Source organism: Erwinia sp. HDF1-3R (genome assembly GCF_039621855.1).
Lineage (GTDB): Bacteria > Pseudomonadota > Gammaproteobacteria > Enterobacterales > Enterobacteriaceae > Erwinia.
In genome coordinates, this window is record NZ_CP155071.1 from 2,014,970 (window position 1) to 2,038,419 (window position 23,450).

The following is a 23,450-nucleotide window of genomic DNA, read 5'->3' on the forward strand; positions in this document are numbered from 1 at the left end:
CAAAGGCACCAGGCAAAGCCTGGCGTGAGGACGCCCGGCAACCACAGGGCTTACCCACCGGCAACGCAGAAATTGCAGCCCGTACAACTAGCCGGTAAATGCAGGGCTTACCCACTGGCAGAGCAGAAATTGCAGCCCGCACAACTAGCCGGAGCATCAGCTCCAATCAGGCTGCATTCGCCAGAATCTGCCCCATAAACTCCCGCACCCACTTCATTCGTGCCTTACGCTCGCCAAGATCGCGGATAAACTTCAGCTTCGACGGGCCATCCAGCTGCCAGTGTTTTGGTTCCTTCTGCAACAGCCCAATAAGCCAGCCGGGATCGGCCCGGTTCTTCTCGGCAAACTCGATGAAACCGCCTTTCTCGCTCGCCTCGATGCGGCGGATACCCAGCTGCTTCGCCACCATACGCAACGCCGCAATGTCCAACAGATTACGGGCGGCATCCGGCAGCTGACCGAAGCGATCGATCAGCTCCACCTTCAAATCTTCCAGAGCGCCTTCTTCCCCGGCGCTGGCAATGCGCTTATAGAATGACAGACGGGTACTGACGTCGGGAATGAAATCATCCGGCAGCAGAGACGGCATACGCAACTCGACCTCCGTCTGGCCGTTGGTCAAATCCTCCAGCGAAGGCTCCCGGCCCTCCTTCAACGCATCAACGGCGTTCTCCAGCAGCTCCATATACAGAGAAAAGCCAATGGTTTCCATCTGGCCGCTCTGATCCTCGCCAAGCAGTTCGCCCGCGCCGCGAATTTCCAAATCGTGGGTAGCCAGCGCAAAGCCCGCCCCTAAATCCTCCAGCGAGGCGATGGCTTCCAGCCGCTTCTGAGCATCGCCGGTCATCGCTTTTGGATGCGGCGTCAGCAGCCAGGCATAGGCCTGATGGTGTGAGCGACCTACGCGCCCGCGCAGCTGGTGAAGCTGGGCAAGACCGAAGCGATCGGCGCGCTCGATAATAATGGTATTGGCGGTCGGAATATCAATTCCGGTCTCAATGATGGTCGTACAAACCAGCACGTTAAAACGCTGATGGTGGAAATCATTCATCACGCGTTCCAAATCCCGCTCGCGCATCTGGCCGTGCCCGATGGCAACGCGGGCTTCAGGCACCAGCTCCGACAGACGGTTCGCCGCTTTCTCGATATTCTCAACGTCGTTATACAGATAATAAACCTGACCGCCGCGCAGCACCTCACGCAGAATCGCCTCGCGCACGGCTAAATCGTCATACTGACGCACGAAGGTTTTTACCGCCAGACGACGCGCCGGAGGCGTGGCGATAATCGAGAGGTCACGCATGCCGCTCATCGCCATATTCAGCGTACGCGGGATCGGCGTGGCCGTCAGCGTCAGAATATCAACATCGGCCCGCATCGCCTTAATGCGCTCCTTGTGGCGCACGCCAAAACGGTGCTCCTCATCGACAATCAGCAGCCCTAAATCGCGCCACTTCAGTTCGCTGGCCAGCAGCTTATGGGTGCCAATCAGGATATCGATCTTGCCTTCCCGCGCCTCTTCCAGAATCTGCGTCTGCTCCTTAGCGGTGCGGAATCGGGACAGCATCTCTATGCGTACCGGCCAGTTGGCGAAGCGATCGCGGAAATTATCATAGTGCTGCTGAGCGAGCAGGGTGGTGGGGACCAGTACCGCCACCTGCTTGTGGTTTTCAACCGACAGGAAAGCCGCACGCATGGCGACTTCAGTCTTCCCAAAGCCCACGTCGCCGCAAACCAGCCGATCCATTGCCAGCGGCTGACACATATCACTCAGTACGGCATTGATCGCCTGGGCCTGATCGGGCGTGGTTTCAAACGGGAAGCTCTCGCAGAACAGCTGATACTGCTCGCGGTCATGTTTGAAGGCAAAACCCGCTTTCGCCGCGCGCAGCGCGTATATGTCCAGCAGCTCCGCCGCCACGTCGCGGACTTTTTCCGCCGCCTTTTGCCGTGCGCGTGACCAGGCATCGCTGCCCAGCTTATGCAGGGGGGCATTTTCATCGGCGCCGCCCGCATAACGGCTGATCAGGTGCAGCGAATTAACCGGTACATAGAGCTTCGCATCGCCGGCATAGGTCAGAATCAGATACTCGGCGGTAATTCCGCCCGTTTCCAGCGTCGTCAGCCCCATATAGCGCCCGACGCCGTGTTCCAGATGCACCACCGGCTGACCGGGATGGAGCTCGGCCAGGTTGCGGATTAGCACGTCTGGATTGATGGTGCGGCGGCTGTCCTGACGACGGCGACTGACGCGCGCGCCGAGCAGGTCACTTTCGCAGATCACTGCCCGCTGGCGCAGGCCGTCAACAAAGCCGTGTTCGCTGGCCCCGATCATCAGATAGTGCCCGCCCGGCCCGGTTTCACTCAGCGCAGCGATCGCGCGTGGAGAAATTTTGATACGGGCCAGCAGCTCCTGAAGCGCTTCGCGACGTCCTTCGCTCTCCACGGAAAAAATCACCGGGCCGCTAAACGACTCCAGGAACTGACGGAGCGCATCGAGCGGTGCTTTAGCCTGGGCCTGCACCGCGATATCGGGCAGCGTCTGATAGTTCAGGTTCGTATTGGCGGATTTTTCCGGTAGCGCTTCGCTTTTGAACTGCATGCGCGGCCATTTTTTTAGCTCGCTGAACAGCTCATCGGTACGCATCCAGAGCGATTCGGGCGGCAGCAGAGGGCGCATTGGGTCTACGCGACGGTTTTCAAACCGGGCCGTTACCTCATGCCAGAAACGGTCCGCACTGCCTTCCAGGTCGCCGGTATTGATCAGCAGCGTCCCGGCGGGGAGATAGCTGAATAACGGTGGTAGCGGCTGCTCGAAAAACAGCGGCTGCCAGTATTCGATCCCGGCGGGAAGCGTGCCTTTACTGACCTGCTGATAGATATGCTCAGCTTCACGCCTGACGTCAAAATGTTCGCGCCACTGGCTGCGGAACCGTTCGATGGCCGCTTTGTCCGTGGGGAATTCATGAGCAGGCAGCAGGTTAATCGCCGCGACCTCTTCCAGCGTGCGCTGGCTGTCGACGTCAAACAGACGCAGGCTGTCGATCTCGTCATCAAAGAAATCAATGCGGTAGGGCTGTTCGCTGCCCATCGGATAGAGGTCGAGCAGTGCGCCACGAATGGCATACTCCCCGTGCTCCATCACCTGATCAACATGGCGATAGCCCGCCTGGTCCAGCTGACTGCGCAGCGTATCGCGTGAAAGCTGCTGCCCTTTCTGCATTACCAGCGCGTGACCGTGCAGAAAACTGTGCGGGCAAACGCGCTGCATCAGCGTATTGATCGGCAGGATCAGAACGCCATGGGTCATGGCAGGCAGGTGGTAAAGGGTGGAGAGCCGCGAGGAGATAATATCCTGATGCGGAGAGAAACTGTCGAAGGGCAGCGTCTCCCAGTCTGCCAGGCTGATAACCGGCTGGTCGGTGAACTGTTTGATCTCATCAAGCAGGCGCAGCGCATTTTGCATATCGGGTGCAATCAGCACCACCGGGCCAGCATGACGTTCAATAATTTCTGCGCATTCTACTGCGCAGGCGGCGCCGGTCAGTTGACCCAGTTGACGCTGGTCACCGGCTTTCTTGGGCAGGGTATATCGACTCTGTTCAGGCATAATCTCTCAGGCAGTCTCTTCGCAGTAGGGAGAGCGGGACACAGGCAGTGTTCCCGATTCAGCTCACCGGAGTATACCTCTATTTTGGAGATTGTTGGGTGTAGTGCATTCTGGGTCGGTCAATATTTGCCCACACCAGTTCATTTTCGGCATGATAGCTGTGATTCCCATCGTCCCATTTAACGTAGTAGCCCGCCGGGGCGGCACCCTGTTCAAAGACGTTAACCACCAGTCCCTTAATTTCTCCCGTTTTATGCCTGACGATGCTGCCTTTAGGATATTTTGACATCTTTACCCCTCACCATTCCGCTCTTCGACCCCGTTTTCCACTCGCGTCATACCCTCTCTTTCAGAGGGGTTTTATAAGTTTACGCTGGTTATTGCTGGTTAATCACGCAAATAGCGCATAATTTTTGTTCGCCTGGCGTGTGCCAGACATCTCTGTTGTTTTTGCTGACAAAACAAAGCAGCCCGCTCAGCGGCTTAGAGGTTCCATAACGCCCGGCTAACCTTTATTATCTTCGATCACTTTTCGCCATCGATTCGCTAAAAGACGGAATACATGTATCAACCTGTCGCGTTATTTATTGGCCTGCGCTATATGCGCGGACGAGCTTCAGACCGCTTTGGGCGGTTTGTCTCCTGGCTTTCGGCCATCGGCATCACGCTGGGGGTGCTGGCGCTGGTCACCGTGCTCTCGGTGATGAACGGATTTGAGCACGAGCTGGAAAAAAGCACCCTGAACCTGATGCCGCAGGCGCTCATTGCGTCCGACACGGGATCGATCAATCCCCAGCAAACGCCCGCCAGTGAGCTAAAGCTACAGGGCGTCAGCCGCATCGCGCCCCTCACCACCGGTGACGTGGTCCTGCAAAGCGCCCGCAGCGTCGGGGTGGGGGTGATGCTCGGTATCAATCCTGATGAGCCGGACCCGCTGACGCCCTCGCTGGTTAACGTCAGCCAGACCGTGCTCCAGCCCGGTCAGTACAACGTCATTATGGGTGAGCAGCTGGCGAACCAGCTCGGCGTGAAGCGCGGTGAGCAGATCCGCCTGATGGTGCCTTCGGCCAGCCAGTTTACGCCAATGGGCCGACTGCCCAGCCAGCGCCTGTTTACGGTTGCCGGCACCTACGCGGCAAACAGCGAGGTCGATGGCTATCAGATTCTGGTGAACCAGCAGGACGCATCGCGTCTGATGCGCTATCCGGCAGGAAACATCACCGGCTGGCGCCTGTGGCTGGATAAACCGCTACAGGTGGATACGCTCAGTCAGCAAACGCTGCCCAAAGGTCTGGTATGGAAAGACTGGCGCGAGCGCAAAGGCGAGCTGTTCCAGGCCGTGCGGATGGAAAAAAATATGATGGGGCTGCTGCTCAGCCTGATTGTCGCCGTGGCCGCCTTTAACATTATCACCTCGCTGGGGCTGTTAATTATGGAAAAGCAGGGTGAAGTGGCGATCCTGCAGACCCAGGGTCTGACCCGTCGCCAGATTGTGATGGTGTTTATGGTGCAGGGCGCAACGGCAGGCATCGTTGGCTCGGTACTTGGCGCGCTGCTTGGCGTGCTGCTGGCCAGCCAGCTGAATAATCTGATGCCGCTAATTGGCGCGTTCCTCGACGGCGCGGCGCTGCCGGTGGAGATCTCTGTTTCGCAGGTAGTGACCATTGTGATTTCCGCGATGGTGGTTGCCTTGCTTTCAACGCTTTATCCTTCCTGGCGCGCGGCCGCCGTTCAACCCGCAGAGGCTTTACGTTATGAGTAACCCGATGTTGTTGCAGTGCAAAAACCTGTGCAAACGCTATCAGGAAGGAACGGTTCAGACTGACGTGCTGCGTAACGTTTCATTCAATATGGCTCCCGGTGAGCTGACGGCGATTGTCGGCAGCTCCGGCTCCGGTAAAAGTACGCTGATGCACCTGCTGGGGGGGCTGGATACGCCCACCTCGGGAGAGGTGGTATTCAATGACCGCTCACTGAATGTGCTCTCATCTGCGGCAAAAGCGGAGTTACGCAATCGCGAACTCGGCTTTATCTACCAGTTCCACCACCTGCTGCCGGACTTTAGCGCGCTGGAAAATGTCGCCATGCCGCTGCTGATTGGCAAAGCCAGCCAGAGTGAGGCCGAGGGTAAGGCGCGCGAAATGCTGGCGGCCGTTGGCCTGGAAAAACGTGCGGCGCATCGCCCCTCTGAGCTCTCCGGCGGCGAACGTCAACGGGTGGCGATTGCCCGCGCGCTGGTTAATAATCCACGGCTGGTTCTGGCGGACGAGCCGACGGGTAACCTGGACGCGCGCAATGCCGATGCTATTTTCGACCTGCTGGGCGAACTGAATGTGCGTCAGGGGACCGCGTTCCTGGTCGTCACCCACGATCTTAACCTGGCGAAACGCCTGACCCGGCAGATGGAAATGCGCGACGGTGAGCTCAGCGAGCATGTCACGCTGGCAGGAACGCGCTGATGGGATCGCTCTCTCTTCTTCTTGGACTGCGCTTTAGCCGTGGTCGCCGCCGTAGCGGCATGGTTTCGCTGATATCGGTTATCTCCACGGTCGGTATTGCGCTGGGCGTGGCGGTACTGATTGTCGGGCTGAGCGCGATGAACGGCTTTGAGCGGGAGCTCAACAACCGCATTCTGGCGGTGGTGCCCCACGGTGAGATCGAGCCGGTGAATCAGCCCTTTACCGGCTGGCAGAGCCTGCTGCCGAAAATCGCTGAGGTGAAGGGCATTGCCGCCGCAGCGCCCTATATTAACTTTACCGGTCTGATTGAAAGCGGAGCAAAGCTACAGGCGGTGCAGGTTAAAGGCGTCGACCCGCAGCAGGAGAGCCGGCTGAGTGCGCTGCCCTCGTATGTACAAAACAACGCATGGAGCAGCTTCGCGGCGGGTAAGCAGCAAATTATTCTCGGGCAGGGTGTGGCAAAAAGCCTGAAGGTCAAACAGGGTGACTGGCTCTCGATTATGATCCCTAACAGCGATCCCGGTCACAAGCTGTTGCAGCCTAAACGCGTGCGTTTACAGGTCAGCGGTATACTGGCACTCAGCGGCGCGCTCGATCACAGCCTTGCGCTGGTGCCGCTGGCGGATGCCCAGCAGTACCTGGGAATGGGTGACAACGTCACGGGCATTGCGCTTAAAATGGATAATCCCTTCAATGCTCAAAAGCTGGTGCGCGACGCGGGGGAGGTGACCCACTCCTACGTCTATATCCGCAGCTGGATTGGCACCTATGGCTACATGTACCGCGATATTCAGATGATCCGCGCTATTATGTATCTGGCGATGGTGCTGGTAATTGGCGTGGCCTGTTTTAACATCGTCTCCACGCTGGTGATGGCGGTGAAGGATAAGAGCGGGGATATCGCCGTGCTGCGCACCCTGGGTGCAAAGGATGGTCTTATTCGGGCAATATTTGTCTGGTACGGTCTGATGGCCGGGCTGGTGGGCAGCGTAAGCGGCGTGGTGGTCGGCGTGTTGGCCGCGTTTAATCTCACGCCGATTATTCGCGGGCTTGAAACCTTAACCGGTTATCACTTTCTGTCGGGCGATATCTATTTTATCGACTTCCTGCCCTCCGAGGTTCACTGGCTGGATGTGGCTATTGTGCTGGTCACCTCGCTGATACTCAGCCTGATTGCCAGCTGGTATCCGGCCCGCCGTGCCAGTCGCATTGACCCCGCCCGCGTGCTGAGCGGTCAATAAACGGGAATCAGGCATCAGACGTACGCGGTCGCGCGTACGTCTGCACGTTAAGGATCAAGAAATTATGATGCGAACACCCCGTCGCCGGCTGAGGCTGGCACGTTACAAGAAAACCCGACGTCAGGTGCACCAGCGCTTTCGCCAGCGCATCTTTGAGCGCGATCGCACGCTGGAAATCGCCCGTCATCCTCTGCCTCGCGTGGTGGTTCTGACCGGCGCCGGGATCTCAGCTGAGTCCGGTATCCGCACCTTTCGCGCTGCCGATGGCCTGTGGGAAGACCACAAGGTAGAAGATGTAGCCACGCCGGAGGGCTTTGCCCGCGATGCGCAGCAGGTGCAGAATTTTTACAATGCCCGTCGTCGCCAGCTTCAGCAGCCTGAAATCCAGCCCAATGCCGCCCATCTGGCGCTGGCCGAGCTGGAAGCTGCGCTGGGGGACAATTTCCTGCTGGTTACGCAGAATATCGATAACCTGCATGAGCGGGCGGGCAACCGCAATATCATTCATATGCATGGCGAGCTGCTTAAAGTGCGCTGCGTCAGCAGCGGCCAGCTGCTGCACTGGGCTGAGGACGTCAAGCCTGATGACCGCTGCCACTGCTGTCAGTTTCCTGCCGTGCTGCGCCCGCACGTGGTGTGGTTTGGTGAGATGCCGCTGCAGATGGATGAAATCTACGACGCGCTGGGCAAGGCGGATTATTTTATCGCCATTGGCACTTCCGGTCATGTCTATCCGGCAGCGGGATTTGTGCACGAGGCGAAACTGCAGGGCGCGCACACCGTAGAGCTGAATCTTGAGCCAAGCCAGGTGGGAAGTGAATTTCAGGATAAAGAGTATGGACTGGCCAGCGAGGTCGTACCGGCTTTTGTCCGTAGCCTGCTGGACAGGATCGGCAAATAATTCGGCTTATTATACGCGGCAGGCTGGCCCCCCGATAAAGCCAGCCTGCTGCGCTGAAGTTTGAGCGCGTAAAGGCAGGTTGCTGCCTGAGCGCTCACCGCAGGTTGCCGCGTGCATCAATGCCCGAACCGGGGCGCCGGTTAGAGGCGCCACGGCTTATCTGCGTGGTATATCAGGGGGGGTGTATCAGGCAAACCGGTTAAGCAGGGAACCTTAGCGGTCGGGAATACTAATGGTCAGTCCGGCTTCATCGGTACAGGGTTTTGTGACCCAGCGTTTTTTCTGATAGTCATAGTCTGTCGTATTATATTTACGTTCAGTATAGGGCTCAACGGTAATATCTGAAGATGACCGCATGGCTTTGTGAGAGAGTAAGTAACATTTTTCCGAACTGATTTTGTCTCCCCGCTTTTGAATCTCTTCTGTTATCCTCAGCACCTCAGACCCGGTATTATTTCTTTCGCCCAGGGCGATGCATAAATCAGTTTCTGAGAGTTCGGAGAGCTTTTCCGTTGATACGCTATAGTGGGAACAGCCCGAAAGAAAAAGAACTATAAAAGGGAGAAGGGCGGAGGTTTTTTTATTTTTCATCGTAATGATCCTTATTATGATGTCAGGGAATAAATGCTAATTAACAGTTAACCTCAATGAATTTGATTAATCTGCCGTACAGGCTGAACAACCTCTCAGGCCAATCGCATACAGCGGGACAGGGCTTTCCATACGGTGTGTAAGAGTAAATATTCCGCTGTTATGATGCAAAAAATGTGGCCCTGTGTTTAGCGTGCATATACTCTTTCCGGCAATTTTCTCCCGCAAACGAAAGGCAGTTAACTGCGCTGCACCCAGGCTTTAGCATGAATTCAGCATTGCTTTGCTACCTATTTACTAAGGATATATTGTTATAAGTCATACGCTTTCGTTGTTAGACAGGAACGGGGGCGACTCTTATCTTTCGTCATTATTTGTCATTTCAACAGGCAATTATTTGATGAGGGAACAGTTTTGAACGGGTTACTAACCAGATTAAAAATAAAACCAGCGGGCGTAACGTCAGCAATGAATATCGCGCTGCTCAGCAGCATGATGGCTTTCTCTTCCTTTGCAAACGCCGATGAGATACTCAGGGAGGGGGTCACGCCTGCAACGGATGCCAGCCAGATCCCGGCGGCGGCAGAGCAGCGTAAAGATACCGTGGTCGCGGGTATCTCCGAACCTCAGGGGATTTTTAATCCCTACTTTTTTGTTAACGGCTGGGACGAGAACGTCACCAACGTGATTTTCTCCCGTCTGATTGACTGGGACAGTCAGGGTAAGCTGGTGCCGGGGCTGGCAGCAAGCTGGACCGTCAGTCCTGATAATAAAGTCTATACCATCAAACTGCGCCCGAACCTGACCTTCAGCGATGGCTCTCCGCTCACCGCTGCTGACGTCGCCTTTACCCTCACCGTGCTATACGATCCGCACTATGATGGGGATACCGATATCACCCTCGCCAATATTGCCGGTGGCGCCGGGTATAAAGCCGGTAAGGCCGACAGCGTCAGTGGCCTGAAGGTGATTGACCCGCTGACGTTACAGGTCACTACCACCCAGCCAGGTGCTACCACGCTCGCAAAGATCGGCGGGCCGGTGCTGTCCAAAGCCTGGTACGGCAAAGGTTATCAGCGCGGTAATCTGGATTATCTGCGGACTCTGCACGGCAAACCGCTGGGCAACGGGCCTTACGTCTACGATAAATACCTTCCCGGTCAGGAGATCCGCTTTCACGCCAATAGCCATTTTTATCGCGGTACGCCACCCACGCCGCGCTTTATCTATCGTGTTACGAATCCCTCTACCAACTTCCAGCTGTTCCAGACTGGCGAAACCGACTACGACGCGTTCACATCGCGTCCGGATGATATTGAGCAGCTGAAGCTGCTCGGCTTTGCCAATATAAATCTGTACGGCTCAAGTGATTACAGCAAGGTGGAATTCAACGTTCGACGTCCGGCGCTGCAGGATGTGAAAGTGCGTCAGGCGCTGATCTACGGGCTGGACCGTCAGAAGCTGATCGATGTGGTGTATCAGGGCTACGGCAGGGTAGCTAATGAACCCATTGCGCCGATCTCCTGGGCTTATGACACCCAGGGGGTAAATCCCTATAAATACGACCCGGCGCAGGCCAGCAGGCTGCTGGATGAGGCGGGCTGGAAGCCGGGACCCGACGGTATTCGCGTTAAAGCGGGTAAGCGGCTGGAACTGACGCTGCTGGTGAGCAAGAAAGTGCTTAATGATGCGCTGATCCCTATTGCTAAAGAGAACTGGCGGCAGATTGGCGTGCTGCTGAAGCCGCAGGTGGTGGATTTCAATGCGCTGATGGCGCAGCGCAAAGCGGGTAACTATGACCTGGCCTCTTTCAGTACCAGTACGCTGAACGACCCCCACGACGGCGTCTGGGACTTCTACAGTACCGAGGCGAAAGAGTCCGGGTATAACAATCCGCAGGTCGACAAGCTTATCGGCGAGGGTAATGCGGTGCTGGACGTTGATAAACGTAAACCCATTTATCATCAGCTATACCAGGTGCTGGCAGCCGATCCGCCGGCGATCCTGCTGGGCTACCGGCAGATCCTCTCGGCAAGCAGCGCCAGGGTCAGCGGCTTTAAACCCGATATCTATAACGGGCTCACCGGCAGCCTGCCGGATGTGAAAATCACCCGATAACCCCTCTCTGTCGCGGCCGCCGGGCGTTCCGGCGGCTGTTGGAAAACGTGATGAGAAATTTTATTCTGCGGCGACTGCTGCAAACGCTGCCGATGCTGCTACTCGCCTCATTTATTATCTTTATGCTGTTTGCGAAAACCCCCGGCGACTTTATTGATGGCAATATCACGCTTACCGCCGCCCGCGCCGCAGAGCTGAAGGCTATTTATGGCCTCGACCAGCCGCTGTTCAGCCGCTATCTGCACTGGCTTGCTCAGCTGGTACGCGGAGATCTGGGCTTCTCGCTGCAATATCAGATCCCGGTCAGTCAGCTGCTCGATCAGTACATCTGGAACTCCTTCCTGCTGGCGATCGTTGCGCTGGTGCTTTACTGGGGCATCGGGCTTACGGTCGGCGTTGCCTCGGCGATGAAACCCAATTCGCTGTTCGACCATCTGGTCAGCATCCTGGTCTTCGCCGCCATGTCGTTCCCTACCTTTTTCCTCTGCCTGCTGCTTATTAAATGGTTTGCCGTCGATCTGCACTGGCTTCCGGTGGGTGGCATGACGAATACCGGCAGCGACGCGACCGGCTGGGCGTGGGTCATGCAGGTGGCTGCACACCTGGCGCTGCCGGTTGTGGCGCTGGTGATGCTTCAGGCGGGCAGCCTGACGCGCTATTTTCGCGCCAGCATGCTGGACGTGGTGAAGATGGATTTTATCCGCACCGCACGCGCCAAAGGACTGCGCGAACGCACGGTGATCTTCCGTCACGCGCTGCGCAATGCGCTACTGCCGGTGATTACCCTGCTCGGGTTTGAACTGCCCGGACTCTTCTCCGGCGCCATTATTACGGAAAAGGTCTTTAACTGGCCCGGTGCCGGGCATATCCATATCGACTCGCTGGCCGCCCGGGATTACCCGGTGCTGATGGGCTTCACCCTGTTTCTGGCGGTATTAACCATTCTCGGCAACCTGATTGCCGACGTGCTTTACGCGTGGGCTGACCCGCGCATTCGTGTGAGGTCGTGATGCTCAGTTCGTTATTTTCAACCGGTCGCCGCCTGCGTAAAGCGGAATTACCGATGCTGGCACAGGTGACGCCCTCCCCATGGCATCAGGCCTGGCACGCGCTGCGCCGGAACCCGCTGGCGATGCTGTGCCTGTTATTACTGACTGTGATGGCCGTCTGGTGCGTACTCGGCCCGCTCTGGTCACCGTGGCAGGATGATGCCACCGATGCGCTAATGATCAATAAACCGCCCGGCGCCGCGCACTGGCTTGGGACGGATTTTCTCGGCCGTGACGTGTATACCCGTCTGCTGATGGCCGGCCGCATCTCGCTGATTATCGGCCTGCTCACCATGCTGCTCTCCGTGACGCTTGGTTATCTGCTCGGCGCGGTATCAGGCTATGCGGGTGGTCTGACCGATAAGATTATTATGCGGCTGGCAGACCTGGTGATGACCATTCCCGGGCTGCCGCTGCTGATTGTGGCCGGGGCGATGCTTTCGGAACTCGATTTCTCACCGGATTCGCGTATCTATATGGTGGTGGTGATGTTAAGCCTGCTGGAGTGGCCAAAGCTGGCGCGGCTGGTGCGCGGGCAGATCCTCTCCCTGCGCGAGCGCGATTTTATGCTGGCGACGCGCATCCTTGGCCTCTCATCGCGCCGCCGTCTGTTTGGACATCTGCTGCCCAACACTGTCCCGATTCTGGTGGTCATGGCAACCATGGCGGTGGCGAATGCCATTCTTAGCGAATCCGCGCTGAGCTATCTGGGGCTTGGCGTCGTGCCGCCGATGCCTTCATGGGGCAATATGATGGATGCGGCCAACAGCCTGATCGATTTTCAGCGCCGCCCGTGGCTGTGGATGCCGCCGGGTATCGCCATTTTTATCACCGTCATCGCCATTAATGTGCTGGGCGATGGCCTGCGCGATGCGCTGGATCCGAAGATGAAAAGGAGTCTGAAGTGAGCGCGCCGCTGATCGCTTTTGACCGGTTATCCGTCTCGTTTGCCGCCGGGCAGGGCCGCGTACGGGCGGTGCAGGAGGTCTCCTTTTCGATCAATGCCGGGCAGACTCTCGGCATTGTGGGTGAGTCGGGCTGCGGTAAGAGCGTCACCGCGATGTCGCTTATGGGTCTGCTTCCGCCTCAGGCGGCGCGCATCGACGGCGGCGAGATTCGCTTCCAGGGCAGCGATCTGCTGCGGCTCAAATCTACAAAGATGGCCGATCTGCGTGGCAACGAGCTGGCGATGATTTTTCAGGAGCCGATGAGCGCCCTGAATCCGGTGCTGACGATTGGCGAACAGCTGTGCGAGCCGCTAATCCGCCACCGCGCAGCGTCGCCCAAAGCCGCCTGGCAGCAGGCGACGCGGCTGATCTCTGAGGTGGGGCTGGCGGGGGCGGAGAAGCTGATGCGCGCCTACCCACATCAGCTATCCGGCGGTATGCTCCAGCGCATAATGATCGCCATGGCGCTGAGCTGTAAGCCGAAGCTGCTGATTGCCGATGAGCCGACCACCGCGCTGGATGTGACCGTACAGGCGCAAATCCTGCAGCTGCTGCGAGACCAGGCGCGGGCACACCGGATGGCGCTGATGCTGATCACCCATGACTTAGGCGTTATCGCACAGATGGCGGAGCAGGTAGTGGTGATGTATGCCGGACGTATCGTCGAGCAGGGACCCACCGCTGAAGTACTGCGTAACCCGCTGCATCCTTATACCCGGGGACTTATCGCCTCGCGTCCGGTGCCGGGAGAACGGCGGCGGCGGCTCTACTCGATCCCCGGTCAGGTGCCGGATCTGGCCGCACTGCCGCCTTACTGCGCCTTCGTGGACCGCTGCGACCGGGCAACCGCGCGCTGTCGTCGCGGCATTCCTCCTTTGGTTGGACAGGCGCCACAGTTGGTCAGACAGGCGCCACAGTTGCTCAGACAGGCGCGACAGCCGGGCGGAGAGGTGCAGAAGTCGGTCAGACAGGTGCGACAGGCAGCCTGTTTCCACAGTGCGTTAGCGGAGCCAGTAAAATGAACGCCGAGTATGTTATTGAAGTGGAAGGGCTGAAAAAGCACTTCCCGCTGCGTGACGGGCTGTTTGGCCGGGAAACCGGGCAGCTCCGCGCGGTAGATGGTGTGAGTTTCCGTATCCGGCAGGGGACGATTTTTGGGCTGGTGGGGGAGTCAGGAAGCGGTAAAACCACGGTTGGCCGCACGCTGCTGGGGCTGTATGACAAAACGGCGGGCAGCGTGAAATATCGCGGGCAGGAGACAGAGACGCTATCGCAGGCGGAACTGCGCGCGCTGCGGCCAAAGATACAGCTGGTGTTTCAGGATCCTTACAGCTCGCTGAACCCGCGCATTCGCGTCGGCGACGCCATTGGTGAAGCGATGCTGGAGCACAAGCTCTGCAGCCGTGCGGCACTGTATGACAGGGTGATTGATGTCATGAAAGTTTGCGGCCTCGCCCCCGAACATTACGACCGTTTTCCGCATGAGTTCTCCGGCGGTCAGCGTCAGCGCATCGGCATTGCCCGTGCACTGATCCTCAATCCGGATTTTATTGTTGCCGATGAGCCCATTTCGGCGCTGGACGTTTCGATTCAGGCGCAGATTATCAATCTGTTTTCCGATCTGCGCGATGAGCGCGGTGTAACCTTTCTGTTTATCTCCCACGATCTCGGCGTGGTCGAGCATCTGTGCGATGACGTTGCGGTAATGTATCTTGGCCAGCTGGTGGAGACCGCCAGCCGTGACGCGCTGTTCAGCCAGCCGCTGCACCCCTACACGCAGGCGCTGCTGGCTGCGGTACCCACGCTGGACCCGGGCAGTGAACCAACAGCGATAGTCCAGGGCGAGATCCCCGATCCTTCACGTCCTCCCTCCGGGTGTCGCTTCTCTGCCCGCTGCCCACTGGCAACGGCTCTCTGCCGTCGGGAACCTCCCGTGCTGCGGCAGGTTGCGCGTGAGCACTTTGTCGCGTGTCATTTGGTGGAGTAGAAGGCAGGGCATCGAATGGGTGGATTAATTCTGACCTCTCCCGAGGCCGGGGAGGGAGAAGATCAGATGGCACAGCACGCCGCCGACCAGCCCCCAGAAGGCCGCGCCTATTCCCAGCATCGTCAGACCGGAGGCGGTGATCAGAAAGGTAATCACCGCCGCTTCACGCTGTTTCTCATTCGCCACGGCGCGCTGCAGGCTGCCTGCCAGGGTACCCAGCAGCGCCAGCCCGGCAAGGGTATGAATCAACGCGGGCGGCAGGGCACTAAACAGCTGCCCGATGGCCGCGCCAAATAGCCCGGCCAGCAGATAGAAGAAGCCCGCGCAGGCGGCAGCCCAGTAGCGGCGCTGCGGATCGGGATGCACATCCGGGCCCATGCAGATTGCTGCGGTAATGGCTGCGATGCAGACGGTAAAGCCGCCAAACGGGGCCAGGAGCAGGGCGGTCAGGCCGGTCCAGCTCATTAATGAAGAGACGGGAGCCGGATAGCCCGCAGCCTGGAGGGTAGCGATACCGGGCGCATTTTGCGAGGCCATGGTGACCAGGAAAAAAGGGATGCCGATACCCAGCAGCGTCGACAGGGTAAAGTGCGGCGCGATAAACTGCGGCATGGCTAAGCGAACCGGCTGAGAAGAAAAATGGATCTCGCCGCTCGCCGCCGCGATCGCTAATCCCGCCAGCAGGGTTATCACTATCGCATAGCGGGGCAGGTAGCGTCGTGACAGCAGCCAGACCAGGCACATGCTGGCGGTCAGCGTAAAGTTCAGCTTCAGCGCCCCCACGGCGTCCAGCCCAAATCGCAGCAGGATCCCCGCCAGCATGGCTGCTGAAATGGCCTGTGGGATATGACCGATCAGCCGGGCAAACAGACCGGTGACGCCGCAGAGGAAAATTAATCCGGCAGCAAACACAAACACCCCAATGGCCTGGTCGAGTGGCGTTCCCGGCAGACTGGTGACCAGCAGGGCGGCCCCCGGCGTCGACCAGGCGGTAAGGATCGGGGCGCGATACGAGAGTGAAAGCCCCAGCGACGTTACACCCATTGCCAGCCCCAGCATGGTCAGCCAGCCGCCGGTCTGGAGTTCACTGGCACCCGCCGCGCCTGCGGCCTGGAAAATAATAGCGGCGGAGCTGGTATAACCCACCAGCACGGCGACAAATCCGGCACTCATCGCCTGTATCGTCAGATGGCGAAGCGACAACTCTGGGCGCATGTTGACCTCGGATTAGCACTGGGATGAGACACAAGCTATCATTGTGCGTTATAGCGCACAAGATTAACGCACAAGATTAACGTACAAGATTAACGCACAAGATTAACGCTCATTCAGGTCATTGCGGCGCGGGTGGCTTGACCGAATAAATTTTTGACCTGCAATAAAATCATTTCCCTCAGAGCGGCGTCCCCTTTAGTCTCAGGTAAAATAAAGAGGCCGTGACAGCTTAACCGTGCGGGCGAGACCGCTTAATCGGGATGGCGAGATGCGCCAGCACCGGGAAGCCGTTATGCTTTTGCCCGATCTGGAAGAGATGTGTAAGAGTTGTGGAGGAGAAATGGACGAGGGCTACCCTGAACCCGGTCAGACGCTAAAATCCCTGCGCACAGAACGTGCATGGAGTCTCAGCGAAGCCGCGCTGCACACCGGCGTCAGTAAAGCCATGCTGGGCCAGATAGAGCGGGGTGAATCCAGCCCCACGGTGGCAACCCTGTGGAAAATTGCTACCGGCTTTAATGCGCCGTTTTCGCTGTTTATTTCAGGCATCGGGCCCTGCGCACCTCCCGCGACGGTGCTGCGCAGTGAGAAATTACCGTTGTGGCAGCAGCGCAGCGCTACCATGCAGGCTGCCTCCCTGTTTCCTTACGACAAAACCCTGGGATTAGACATGCTGACCGTTGAGCTGGCACCGGGCGGGATCAGTGAATCGGCGGCTCACGAAAGGGGGGTGATTGAGCATGTGGTGGTGACGGAAGGGGCGCTGATGCTTAACGTTGATGACCACGGGTACAGGCTGGTGGCCGGTGAGGCGCTGCGCTTTGCGGCTGACCGACCCCACCGTTATCATAATCAGACGCAGGCAAGGGTGCGCTTTTACAGCCTGATACACTATCCGCTGCGCTTAGATAGCCCGGAATAAGGGTTTAACCGGCAAAGGTGTTACGGCAGGCGTGAATATGAAGAAATAAACTCACCCCCGACTGACCTGACGCAATACTTTGTAAAATAAGTTTCCGATAATAAGCACTGGCATTCAGAGGGACGGCAGATGAACAGATTACTCGATCGCTTTTTAAATTATGTATCCTGTGACACCCAGTCAAAGAGTCACGTGCGGCAGGTTCCCAGCACGGAGGGGCAGTGGACGCTGGCGAGGGTACTGAAGGATGAGCTGGAGGCGCTGGGCCTGAGCAATGTCACCCTTAGCGAACACGGCATTGTTATGGCCACTCTGCCGTCTACCGTTTCCTGGCCCGTTCCGGCCATTGGCTTTATCGCGCATATGGACACCTCACCGGATTTCACGGCTAAGAACGTTAATCCGCAGATTGTTGAGAACTATCGCGGGGGCGACATTGCGCTGGGTAATGGCGAAGAATCCCTTTCGCCGGTGATGTTCCCCGTGCTGCACAGCCTGATCGGGCATACGTTAATCACCACCGACGGTAAAACGCTCCTCGGCGCCGACGATAAAGCCGGCGTGGCAGAGATTATGACCGCGCTGGCACGCCTGCAGGATGAGAATATTCCCCACGGTGATATCTGCGTGGCCTTTACCCCGGATGAAGAAATCGGGAAGGGCACCCGCTGTTTCGACGTGAATGCCTTTGGTGCGCGATGGGCCTATACCGTCGACGGCAGCGGTATAGGTGAATTTGAATATGAGAATTTCAACGCCGCTTCTGCCACGGTAAAAATCACCGGTAACAACGTCCATCCCGGTACGGCAAAGGGCGTGATGGTCAATGCGCTGGATTTAGCGATGCGTTTTCATGCCGCCATGCCGGAAAAAGAGGTTCCCGAGCATACCTCAGGCTATGAAGGTTTTTACCATCTCCACGGCATCAAAGGGGGCGTGGATAAAGCCGAAATGAACTACATCATCCGTGATTTCAGTCGCGACACGTTTAAGGCGCGTAAAGCGGTGATGAAGGAAATTGCGGACAGATTAACGCAAACGCTGCATCAGCCCTGTCATATTGAAGTGTCATTCGACGACAGCTATTTCAATATGCGGGAAAAGGTAGAGGCGCATCATCATATTATTGATATCGCGCTACAGGCGATACGCGATTGTGATATCGAACCCGATGTTAAGCCCATTCGCGGAGGAACCGACGGTGCAGCCCTCTCTTTTATGGGCTTACCCTGCCCGAATCTGTTTACCGGTGGCTATAACTATCATGGCAAACATGAGTTTGCCTCGCTGAATAATATGGAGAAGGCGGTAACGGTCATTACCCGTATCGCCGCGCTGACCGCAGAAAAGTATGCCGGGCAGTAGCGCCCGACCTGTTTTACGCTTCCCGTTTACCGACGGTGCTCTGTTGCGCCGTCGTTAAATCGGCTGCTTATACGCTGAGAGCGCCATTATGGCCGGGATGATAATACAACGCGACGGGTACCCATACCGCCTTTATGGCCGGGATGCTTAATACAACGCGGCGGGTACCCCAAACTGCCGTTACTCTTCTTCGCCAAAGTACCAGTAGCCGCAGTTGACCAGTGCGGAAAGCTGGGCCAGGAAAGAGGGATCGTCGAGTGCGGCTCCGAGCGCTTCAGCGCTAAGGGTATGCTGACTGGCCAGTACCTTTAGCGCCTCGCGGTGCGGCGATTCAACCTTTTCACCGTTCACAAATACCGCATGCCCAATCTGTACGACGCGCAGTCCACCCAGGCGTGAGAGAGAATCACCCTGCTGCAGCGCATCATAAATTTCATCAGGCTGATACGGCGGCTCCGGCGGGGCGACATCCAGTTCGTGGCGCGACTGGGAGATAAACTCGCCAAACCACTGATTGAACTGCTCCGGCTGATTCACCACATCCAGCATCATTTTACGGATACCATCAATCTCTTCCGGCAGGATCTCTGCCTGGTTATCACGCGCCGGGACGTCAGGATCGGTAAAGCGATAGCTGCCAAGCTCATTTGACAACACATAGTCCGCGAAACCGCTGATCAGCTCACGGCCACTGGGGGCGCGAAAGCCAACGGAGTAGTTGATGGCATTTTCGAGTGAGTAACCTTCATGCGGGAATCCTGGTGGGATATAGAGGATATCACCCGGCTCCATCTCTTCATCAATAATGGCGTCGAAAGGCTCGACCTGGAGCAGATCGGGATGCGGGCAGTGCTGTTTCATCGCCACCTTCTCGCCCACGCGCCAGCGACGGCGGCCGGTGCCCTGAATAATAAACACATCGTACTGGTCAAGATGGGGACCCACGCCGCCGCCGGGGACGGAGAACGAAATCATCAGATCGTCGATGCGCCAGTCGGGCAGAAAGCGGAACGGCCGCATCAGAGCGGCAGAAGGCTCATGCCAGTGGTCAACGGCCTGTACCAGCAGCGACCAGTTGTTTTCACCCAGATGATCGTAGCTTTCAAATGGACCGTGACCCACCTGCCATTTCCCGTCCTGGTGACTGACCAGACGGCTGTCAACGTCACTTTCCATCGCCAGGCCTGCCAGTTCATCCGGAGAAATCGGGTCGACAAAATTTTTGAAGCCGCGCTTAAGCACAACCGGGCGTTTCTGCCAGTAGCGTGCAATAAAATCGGGCCAGTTGAGGTCGAGCTGATACGCCATAATGACATTTCCTGAAAGCTGAATTTGTTCGATTATAACAGCCCCGGGCAGGGGCGGGGAAACGCATTTGCCACCGCGGGGGGAGAGCAGCAACTATTCATCATCATGCAGCACTTCCTGCCGCTTGAAGATCACTTCCATGCGCGCGCCACCCAGTTCACTGGTGGTCGCGATGATGTCTCCGGCATACTGCTCCAGTATATCCCGGGCGACCGAGAGGCCCAGCCCCTGGCCGGGACGCAGGGTATCCGCCCGCTGGCCGCGAATAAAGATCAGCGAGCGCTTGCTTTCGGGGATCCCTGGCCCGTCATCGTCGACAATCAGATGCAGCTGGTCCTCGGTTTGCATCACGCTGATTTCCACAAACTCCAGGCAATATTTGCAGGCGTTATCAAGGATATTGCCCATCACTTCCATAAAGTCATTTTGTTCGCCAACGAACGTGACCTCGGGGGAGATATCCAGCGTTAGCGACACGCCCTTGCGCTGATAAACTTTATTCAGTGCAGAGCAGAGGCTGTCCAGCAGGGCGGGAACCGAGTGCAGTTCACGCTTCAGCACGTTGTGGTCGGCCTGCATGCTGGCGCGGTGCAGGTAGTAACCAATCTGCTGGGAAATACGGCTGATTTGTTCCAGCATAATAGGTTCGGCCTGCTCAATCGTCAGGTTGCCGCGCAGCGAACGCAGCGTGGTTTGCAGCACCGCCAGCGGGGTTTTAAGACTGTGCGTCAGGTCGCTTAGCGTGGTGCGATAGCGCGTGTAGCGCTGATGCTCATTGTCCAGCAGCAGGTTCAGGTTCCTCACCAGGCTTTTGAGCTCCTGCGGCGGCAGTGGGTCAAGCGTATCCCGATTGCCGCTCTCCAGCTCCCGAACCTGACTGGCAAGCGTGCCAATAGGGCGCAGGCTCCAGTGGGCGGCCAGCCACAGCAGGGGAATAACCAGCAGCAGGTTAACCAGCAGCACATAGCTGAACCAGGACCAGACGACGTCGGAATGCTGAAGCTCCTGTGGAATCGAGTCCACCACCACGATGGTCAGTGCGGGCAGGGTCGGCGTCGCCTCATAACGGTTAACCGCCACGGAGTGGGTAAAGGTGTCGTTATTATCGTCATCATAGGCGGTCAGTTTGTTCTGCGCTTCCTGGTTATCGCCTAATGCCTGACGGCTGGTGCTGTTATCGGTATCAATTTCATAAAAGTCCGCGCGCTTCAGCCATTCACGTTTGATTTTATCGCGGATTTCAGGCACGTCGCGCAGCTGCCAGAGCAGCTTGCCCTTCTCATTGTAGATAAACACCAGAGTGGGAAAATTAAGAGAGAGGGTCTCCGGCTTAGCGATGGTCAGTTTGCCATCGTGCCACTGCGCCAGGGTGAAAAAGAGATTACTTTCACCGCGCATCACCCGATAGGTATTTTTATCGAAGCTCACCACATAGCCAAACACCGCCACCATCCCGTAGGAGAGCGAGAGGATCAGCACCACCGCTGCGGTAGCCATCAGAAAGCGCGCCCGCAGTGAGAAAGGTTTTTTAGGACGAAAGTGGGTCATCGGCTTAGAGATCGAACCGGTAGCCCTGGCCCCGGACGGTAGTTATCACGTCGGTCGGATGCTCTGCCTGCATCTTCTTACGCAATCTTCCCATCAGGACGTCGATCGTATGACTCTCACGCAGTTCGGCATCAGGATAGAGCTGGAGCATCAGCGAGTCTTTGCTGACCACCTTGCCCGCATTCCGGATCAGCGTTTCAATAATGGTATATTCAAAGGCGGTCAGCTTAATGTACCTTTCGTTAATGGTCAGTTCACGACGCGAGAGGTCGACCTGGAAAGGGGCGATGGTAATAATCTGCGACGCCAGCCCGCTGTTACGACGCATCAGCGCCTGCATGCGGGCGACCACCTCTTCAATATGGAAGGGCTTGGTCACGTAGTCATCGGCACCGGCTTCCAGCGCTTCAACCTTCGCCTGCCAGCCGTCACGCGCGGTCAGTACCAGAATCGGCTGCTTCACCTCTTCTCCCCGCCAGCGGCGAATCAGCGTCATGCCGTCTTCGTCAGGTAATCCTAAATCCACCAGCGTGATATCCGGCGTGTGTTCACTGAGGAAATAGTCCGCCTCTTTGGCATCTTCTGCTGCATCAACCTGATGACCTAACTCCCGCAGCTGGACGGCAAGATGATGACGGAGCAGAGGGTTATCTTCCACGACCAGTACGCGCATAACGGATATCCTTTATATATGATGTGAGCGGCCCCAGAGCCTTATTTTAGTCTTTGAAGAGTATAGGTGAAAGCGAATAAACAGCAGGTTAACGTGGGCCGCCCTGAGGCGGCCCGAAGAGCAGACTTATTTTAAATCATCGACCATCTGAATGGCACGGCCAAGGTAGTTGGCTGGCGTCATGGCTTTGAGGCGGGTTTTCTCCTCTTCCGGCAGCGCCAGGCTGTCGATAAAGGTTTTCATGCCTTCGGCATCAACGCGCTTGCCACGCGTCAGCTCTTTGAGTTTTTCATAAGGCTTTTCAATGGCATAACGACGCATCACGGTCTGAATGGGCTCGGCCAGCACTTCCCAGTTATGGTCCAGCTCATCCAGCAGCCGGTCACGGTTGACTTCAAGCTTGGAAATGCCTTTCAGCGTCGACTGATAGGCTATCAGCGCATAGCCGATGCCCACGCCCAGATTACGCAGAACGGTAGAGTCGGTCAGATCGCGCTGCCAGCGGGAAAGCGGCAGTTTGCTGGCCAGGTGCTGCATTACCGCATTGGCCAGCCCCAGGTTGCCTTCGGAGTTCTCGAAATCGATGGGGTTGACCTTATGCGGCATGGTGGAGGAGCCAATTTCACCCGCAATGGTTTTCTGCTTAAAGTGATTCAACGCGATATAGCCCCAGACGTCACGATCGAAATCGATCAGGATGGTATTGAATCGCGCCATGCAGTCAAAGAGTTCCGCGATGTAGTCGTGCGGTTCGATCTGCGTGGTGTAGGGGTTCCAGGTAATGCCCAGTGAGGTCACAAAGCTTTCGCTAAGCTGGTGCCAGTCCACTTCCGGATAGGCGGCAATGTGGGCGTTGTAGTTACCGACCGCGCCGTTGATTTTGCCCAGTATCTCAATGCGTTCCAGCTGGCGCAGCTGGCGCTCAAAGCGGTAAGCGACGTTGGCCATCTCTTTGCCCAGCGTTGACGGCGTGGCAGGCTGACCATGGGTACGTGAGAGCAGGGGGATATCCCGATACTCGACGGCCAGCGCCTTCACGGCGGTGATAATCTGCTGCCAGTAAGGCAGGATCACCTCGCGGCGCGCGGTTTCAAGCATCAGCGCGTGGGAGAGATTATTAATATCTTCGGAGGTACAGGCGAAGTGAATAAATTCGGATACCGCATGCAGGGCGGGCTGAGAGGCCACTTTTTCTTTCAGAAAGTATTCAACCGCTTTGACATCATGATTGGTGGTGCGCTCGATGGTTTTGATGCGTGCCGCATCATCTTCACTAAAGCTGGCAACAATTTCATCAAGGAAAGCGTTTGCGTCGGCTTCAAATGCAGGAACTTCTCCAATTTCTGCACAGGCGGCCAGCTTTTGCAGCCAGCGAACTTCAACCTCTACGCGAAATTTCAGCAGGCCGAATTCGCTGAAAATGCCGCGCAGCGGGCTGACTTTGTCGCCATAGCGGCCATCCACGGGTGAAACGGCAGTCAGAGAGGATAATTCCATCAGTGCAACTCCTGAAAAG

The 23,450-nt window shown here is 57.2% G+C and carries 18 protein-coding genes and 1 pseudogene; 11 read left to right on the forward strand and 8 right to left on the reverse strand.

The features are described 5' to 3' along the window. Positions 1 to 166 precede the first annotated feature (166 nt). Positions 167 to 3,610 carry a transcription-repair coupling factor gene (gene mfd, locus AAGR22_RS09270; protein ID WP_345831336.1) on the reverse strand — a complete coding sequence of 1,148 codons (3,444 nt, stop codon included), beginning with the start codon at positions 3,608 to 3,610 and terminating at the stop codon, positions 167 to 169. 79 nt (positions 3,611 to 3,689) lie between these two features. Next, the gene (locus AAGR22_RS09275; RefSeq protein WP_067703237.1) at positions 3,690 to 3,899 is read right to left on the reverse strand and encodes a hypothetical protein; all 210 of its coding nucleotides are present in this window, start codon (positions 3,897 to 3,899) and stop codon (positions 3,690 to 3,692) included. 273 nt (positions 3,900 to 4,172) lie between these two features. Between AAGR22_RS09275 and lolC the strand changes: the two genes are divergently transcribed. From lolC to cobB, 4 genes are all read left to right on the forward strand, one after another. Beyond that, positions 4,173 to 5,372 carry a lipoprotein-releasing ABC transporter permease subunit LolC gene (gene lolC, locus AAGR22_RS09280; RefSeq protein ID WP_345831337.1) on the forward strand — a complete coding sequence of 400 codons (1,200 nt, stop codon included), beginning with the start codon at positions 4,173 to 4,175 and terminating at the stop codon, positions 5,370 to 5,372. Further along, the gene (lolD, locus tag AAGR22_RS09285) at positions 5,365 to 6,069 is read left to right on the forward strand and encodes a lipoprotein-releasing ABC transporter ATP-binding protein LolD (protein WP_067703244.1); all 705 of its coding nucleotides are present in this window, start codon (positions 5,365 to 5,367) and stop codon (positions 6,067 to 6,069) included. The genes lolC and lolD overlap by 8 nt, the downstream gene beginning before the upstream one ends. Further along, positions 6,066 to 7,310 carry a lipoprotein-releasing ABC transporter permease subunit LolE gene (lolE, locus tag AAGR22_RS09290; RefSeq protein ID WP_345831571.1) on the forward strand — a complete coding sequence of 415 codons (1,245 nt, stop codon included), beginning with the start codon at positions 6,066 to 6,068 and terminating at the stop codon, positions 7,308 to 7,310. Before lolD ends, lolE begins: the two co-directional genes overlap by 4 nt. Positions 7,311 to 7,377: 67 nt before the next feature. Next, the gene (cobB, locus tag AAGR22_RS09295; RefSeq protein WP_345831572.1) at positions 7,378 to 8,211 is read left to right on the forward strand and encodes a Sir2 family NAD+-dependent deacetylase; all 834 of its coding nucleotides are present in this window, start codon (positions 7,378 to 7,380) and stop codon (positions 8,209 to 8,211) included. Between the two features lie 213 nt (positions 8,212 to 8,424). Here cobB and AAGR22_RS09300 read toward each other — a convergent pair whose 3' ends face one another. Continuing rightward, positions 8,425 to 8,802: a hypothetical protein gene (locus tag AAGR22_RS09300; protein WP_345831338.1), complete on the reverse strand. Its 378-nt coding sequence runs from the start codon at positions 8,800 to 8,802 to the stop codon at positions 8,425 to 8,427. Between the two features lie 468 nt (positions 8,803 to 9,270). Here AAGR22_RS09300 and AAGR22_RS09305 point away from each other — a divergent pair, with 468 nt between their 5' ends. The 5 genes and pseudogenes from AAGR22_RS09305 to AAGR22_RS09325 all read left to right on the forward strand — a co-directional run bounded on the left by AAGR22_RS09305 (position 9,271) and on the right by AAGR22_RS09325 (position 14,903). Further along, entirely contained in the window at positions 9,271 to 10,920 is a 1,650-nt protein-coding gene (locus AAGR22_RS09305; RefSeq protein WP_345831339.1) for an ABC transporter substrate-binding protein, read from the forward strand. 50 nt (positions 10,921 to 10,970) lie between these two features. Beyond that, the gene (locus AAGR22_RS09310) at positions 10,971 to 11,930 is read left to right on the forward strand and encodes an ABC transporter permease (protein ID WP_067703254.1); all 960 of its coding nucleotides are present in this window, start codon (positions 10,971 to 10,973) and stop codon (positions 11,928 to 11,930) included. Further along, entirely contained in the window at positions 11,930 to 12,877 is a 948-nt protein-coding gene (gene opp4C, locus AAGR22_RS09315) for an oligopeptide ABC transporter permease (RefSeq protein WP_067703256.1), read from the forward strand. The genes AAGR22_RS09310 and opp4C overlap by 1 nt, the downstream gene beginning before the upstream one ends. Next, a pseudogene (locus AAGR22_RS09320) lies at positions 12,874 to 13,803 on the forward strand (ABC transporter ATP-binding protein); the annotation flags it as partial. The gene opp4C and the pseudogene AAGR22_RS09320, both read left to right, overlap by 4 nt. A 131-nt stretch (positions 13,804 to 13,934) precedes the next feature. After that, the gene (locus tag AAGR22_RS09325; protein WP_345831340.1) at positions 13,935 to 14,903 is read left to right on the forward strand and encodes an oligopeptide/dipeptide ABC transporter ATP-binding protein; all 969 of its coding nucleotides are present in this window, start codon (positions 13,935 to 13,937) and stop codon (positions 14,901 to 14,903) included. A 24-nt stretch (positions 14,904 to 14,927) separates the two neighbouring features. Here the strand turns inward: AAGR22_RS09325 and AAGR22_RS09330 are convergent, their stop codons facing one another. Further along, positions 14,928 to 16,118, reverse strand: coding sequence for a benzoate/H(+) symporter BenE family transporter (locus AAGR22_RS09330; protein WP_345831341.1), 1,191 nt, complete (start codon positions 16,116 to 16,118; stop codon positions 14,928 to 14,930). A 340-nt stretch (positions 16,119 to 16,458) separates the two neighbouring features. Between AAGR22_RS09330 and AAGR22_RS09335 the strand changes: the two genes are divergently transcribed. Together AAGR22_RS09335 and pepT are read left to right on the forward strand one after the other, a co-directional pair. Then, positions 16,459 to 17,040: an XRE family transcriptional regulator gene (locus tag AAGR22_RS09335; RefSeq protein WP_345831573.1), complete on the forward strand. Its 582-nt coding sequence runs from the start codon at positions 16,459 to 16,461 to the stop codon at positions 17,038 to 17,040. A 129-nt stretch (positions 17,041 to 17,169) separates the two neighbouring features. Next, positions 17,170 to 18,405 carry a peptidase T gene (pepT, locus tag AAGR22_RS09340; protein ID WP_067703267.1) on the forward strand — a complete coding sequence of 412 codons (1,236 nt, stop codon included), beginning with the start codon at positions 17,170 to 17,172 and terminating at the stop codon, positions 18,403 to 18,405. A 180-nt stretch (positions 18,406 to 18,585) separates the two neighbouring features. Here pepT and AAGR22_RS09345 read toward each other — a convergent pair whose 3' ends face one another. From AAGR22_RS09345 to purB, 4 genes are all read right to left on the reverse strand, one after another. Continuing rightward, positions 18,586 to 19,713, reverse strand: coding sequence for a cupin domain-containing protein (locus AAGR22_RS09345; RefSeq protein WP_345831342.1), 1,128 nt, complete (start codon positions 19,711 to 19,713; stop codon positions 18,586 to 18,588). A gap of 93 nt (positions 19,714 to 19,806) precedes the next feature. Continuing rightward, positions 19,807 to 21,261, reverse strand: a complete 1,455-nt coding sequence (phoQ, locus tag AAGR22_RS09350; RefSeq protein ID WP_067703273.1) for a two-component system sensor histidine kinase PhoQ — start codon at positions 21,259 to 21,261, stop codon at positions 19,807 to 19,809. 4 nt (positions 21,262 to 21,265) lie between these two features. Continuing rightward, positions 21,266 to 21,934 carry a two-component system response regulator PhoP gene (phoP, locus tag AAGR22_RS09355; RefSeq protein ID WP_345831343.1) on the reverse strand — a complete coding sequence of 223 codons (669 nt, stop codon included), beginning with the start codon at positions 21,932 to 21,934 and terminating at the stop codon, positions 21,266 to 21,268. A 126-nt stretch (positions 21,935 to 22,060) separates the two neighbouring features. Continuing rightward, on the reverse strand, positions 22,061 to 23,431 hold the full coding sequence (gene purB, locus AAGR22_RS09360) for an adenylosuccinate lyase (RefSeq protein WP_345831344.1): 1,371 nt from the start codon (positions 23,429 to 23,431) through the stop codon (positions 22,061 to 22,063). Between the last annotated feature and the right edge of the window lie 19 nt (positions 23,432 to 23,450).

Bases quoted from the DNA above. Each gene is read 5' to 3' on its own strand.
- cobB (WP_345831572.1), top strand. From the start codon at position 7,378: ATGCGAACACCCCGTCGCCGGCTGAGGCTGGCACGTTACAAGAAAACC.
- phoQ (WP_067703273.1), bottom strand. From the start codon at position 21,261: ATGACCCACTTTCGTCCTAAAAAACCTTTCTCACTGCGGGCGCGCTTT.
- lolC (WP_345831337.1), top strand. From the start codon at position 4,173: ATGTATCAACCTGTCGCGTTATTTATTGGCCTGCGCTATATGCGCGGA.
- AAGR22_RS09335 (WP_345831573.1), top strand. From the start codon at position 16,459: ATGGACGAGGGCTACCCTGAACCCGGTCAGACGCTAAAATCCCTGCGC.
- mfd (WP_345831336.1), bottom strand. From the start codon at position 3,610: ATGCCTGAACAGAGTCGATATACCCTGCCCAAGAAAGCCGGTGACCAG.
- AAGR22_RS09330 (WP_345831341.1), bottom strand. From the start codon at position 16,118: ATGCGCCCAGAGTTGTCGCTTCGCCATCTGACGATACAGGCGATGAGT.
- AAGR22_RS09300 (WP_345831338.1), bottom strand. From the start codon at position 8,802: ATGAAAAATAAAAAAACCTCCGCCCTTCTCCCTTTTATAGTTCTTTTT.
- pepT (WP_067703267.1), top strand. From the start codon at position 17,170: ATGAACAGATTACTCGATCGCTTTTTAAATTATGTATCCTGTGACACC.
- lolD (WP_067703244.1), top strand. From the start codon at position 5,365: ATGAGTAACCCGATGTTGTTGCAGTGCAAAAACCTGTGCAAACGCTAT.
- AAGR22_RS09325 (WP_345831340.1), top strand. From the start codon at position 13,935: ATGAACGCCGAGTATGTTATTGAAGTGGAAGGGCTGAAAAAGCACTTC.
- opp4C (WP_067703256.1), top strand. From the start codon at position 11,930: ATGCTCAGTTCGTTATTTTCAACCGGTCGCCGCCTGCGTAAAGCGGAA.
- phoP (WP_345831343.1), bottom strand. From the start codon at position 21,934: ATGCGCGTACTGGTCGTGGAAGATAACCCTCTGCTCCGTCATCATCTT.
- AAGR22_RS09310 (WP_067703254.1), top strand. From the start codon at position 10,971: ATGAGAAATTTTATTCTGCGGCGACTGCTGCAAACGCTGCCGATGCTG.
- purB (WP_345831344.1), bottom strand. From the start codon at position 23,431: ATGGAATTATCCTCTCTGACTGCCGTTTCACCCGTGGATGGCCGCTAT.
- AAGR22_RS09345 (WP_345831342.1), bottom strand. From the start codon at position 19,713: ATGGCGTATCAGCTCGACCTCAACTGGCCCGATTTTATTGCACGCTAC.
- AAGR22_RS09275 (WP_067703237.1), bottom strand. From the start codon at position 3,899: ATGTCAAAATATCCTAAAGGCAGCATCGTCAGGCATAAAACGGGAGAA.
- AAGR22_RS09305 (WP_345831339.1), top strand. From the start codon at position 9,271: ATGAATATCGCGCTGCTCAGCAGCATGATGGCTTTCTCTTCCTTTGCA.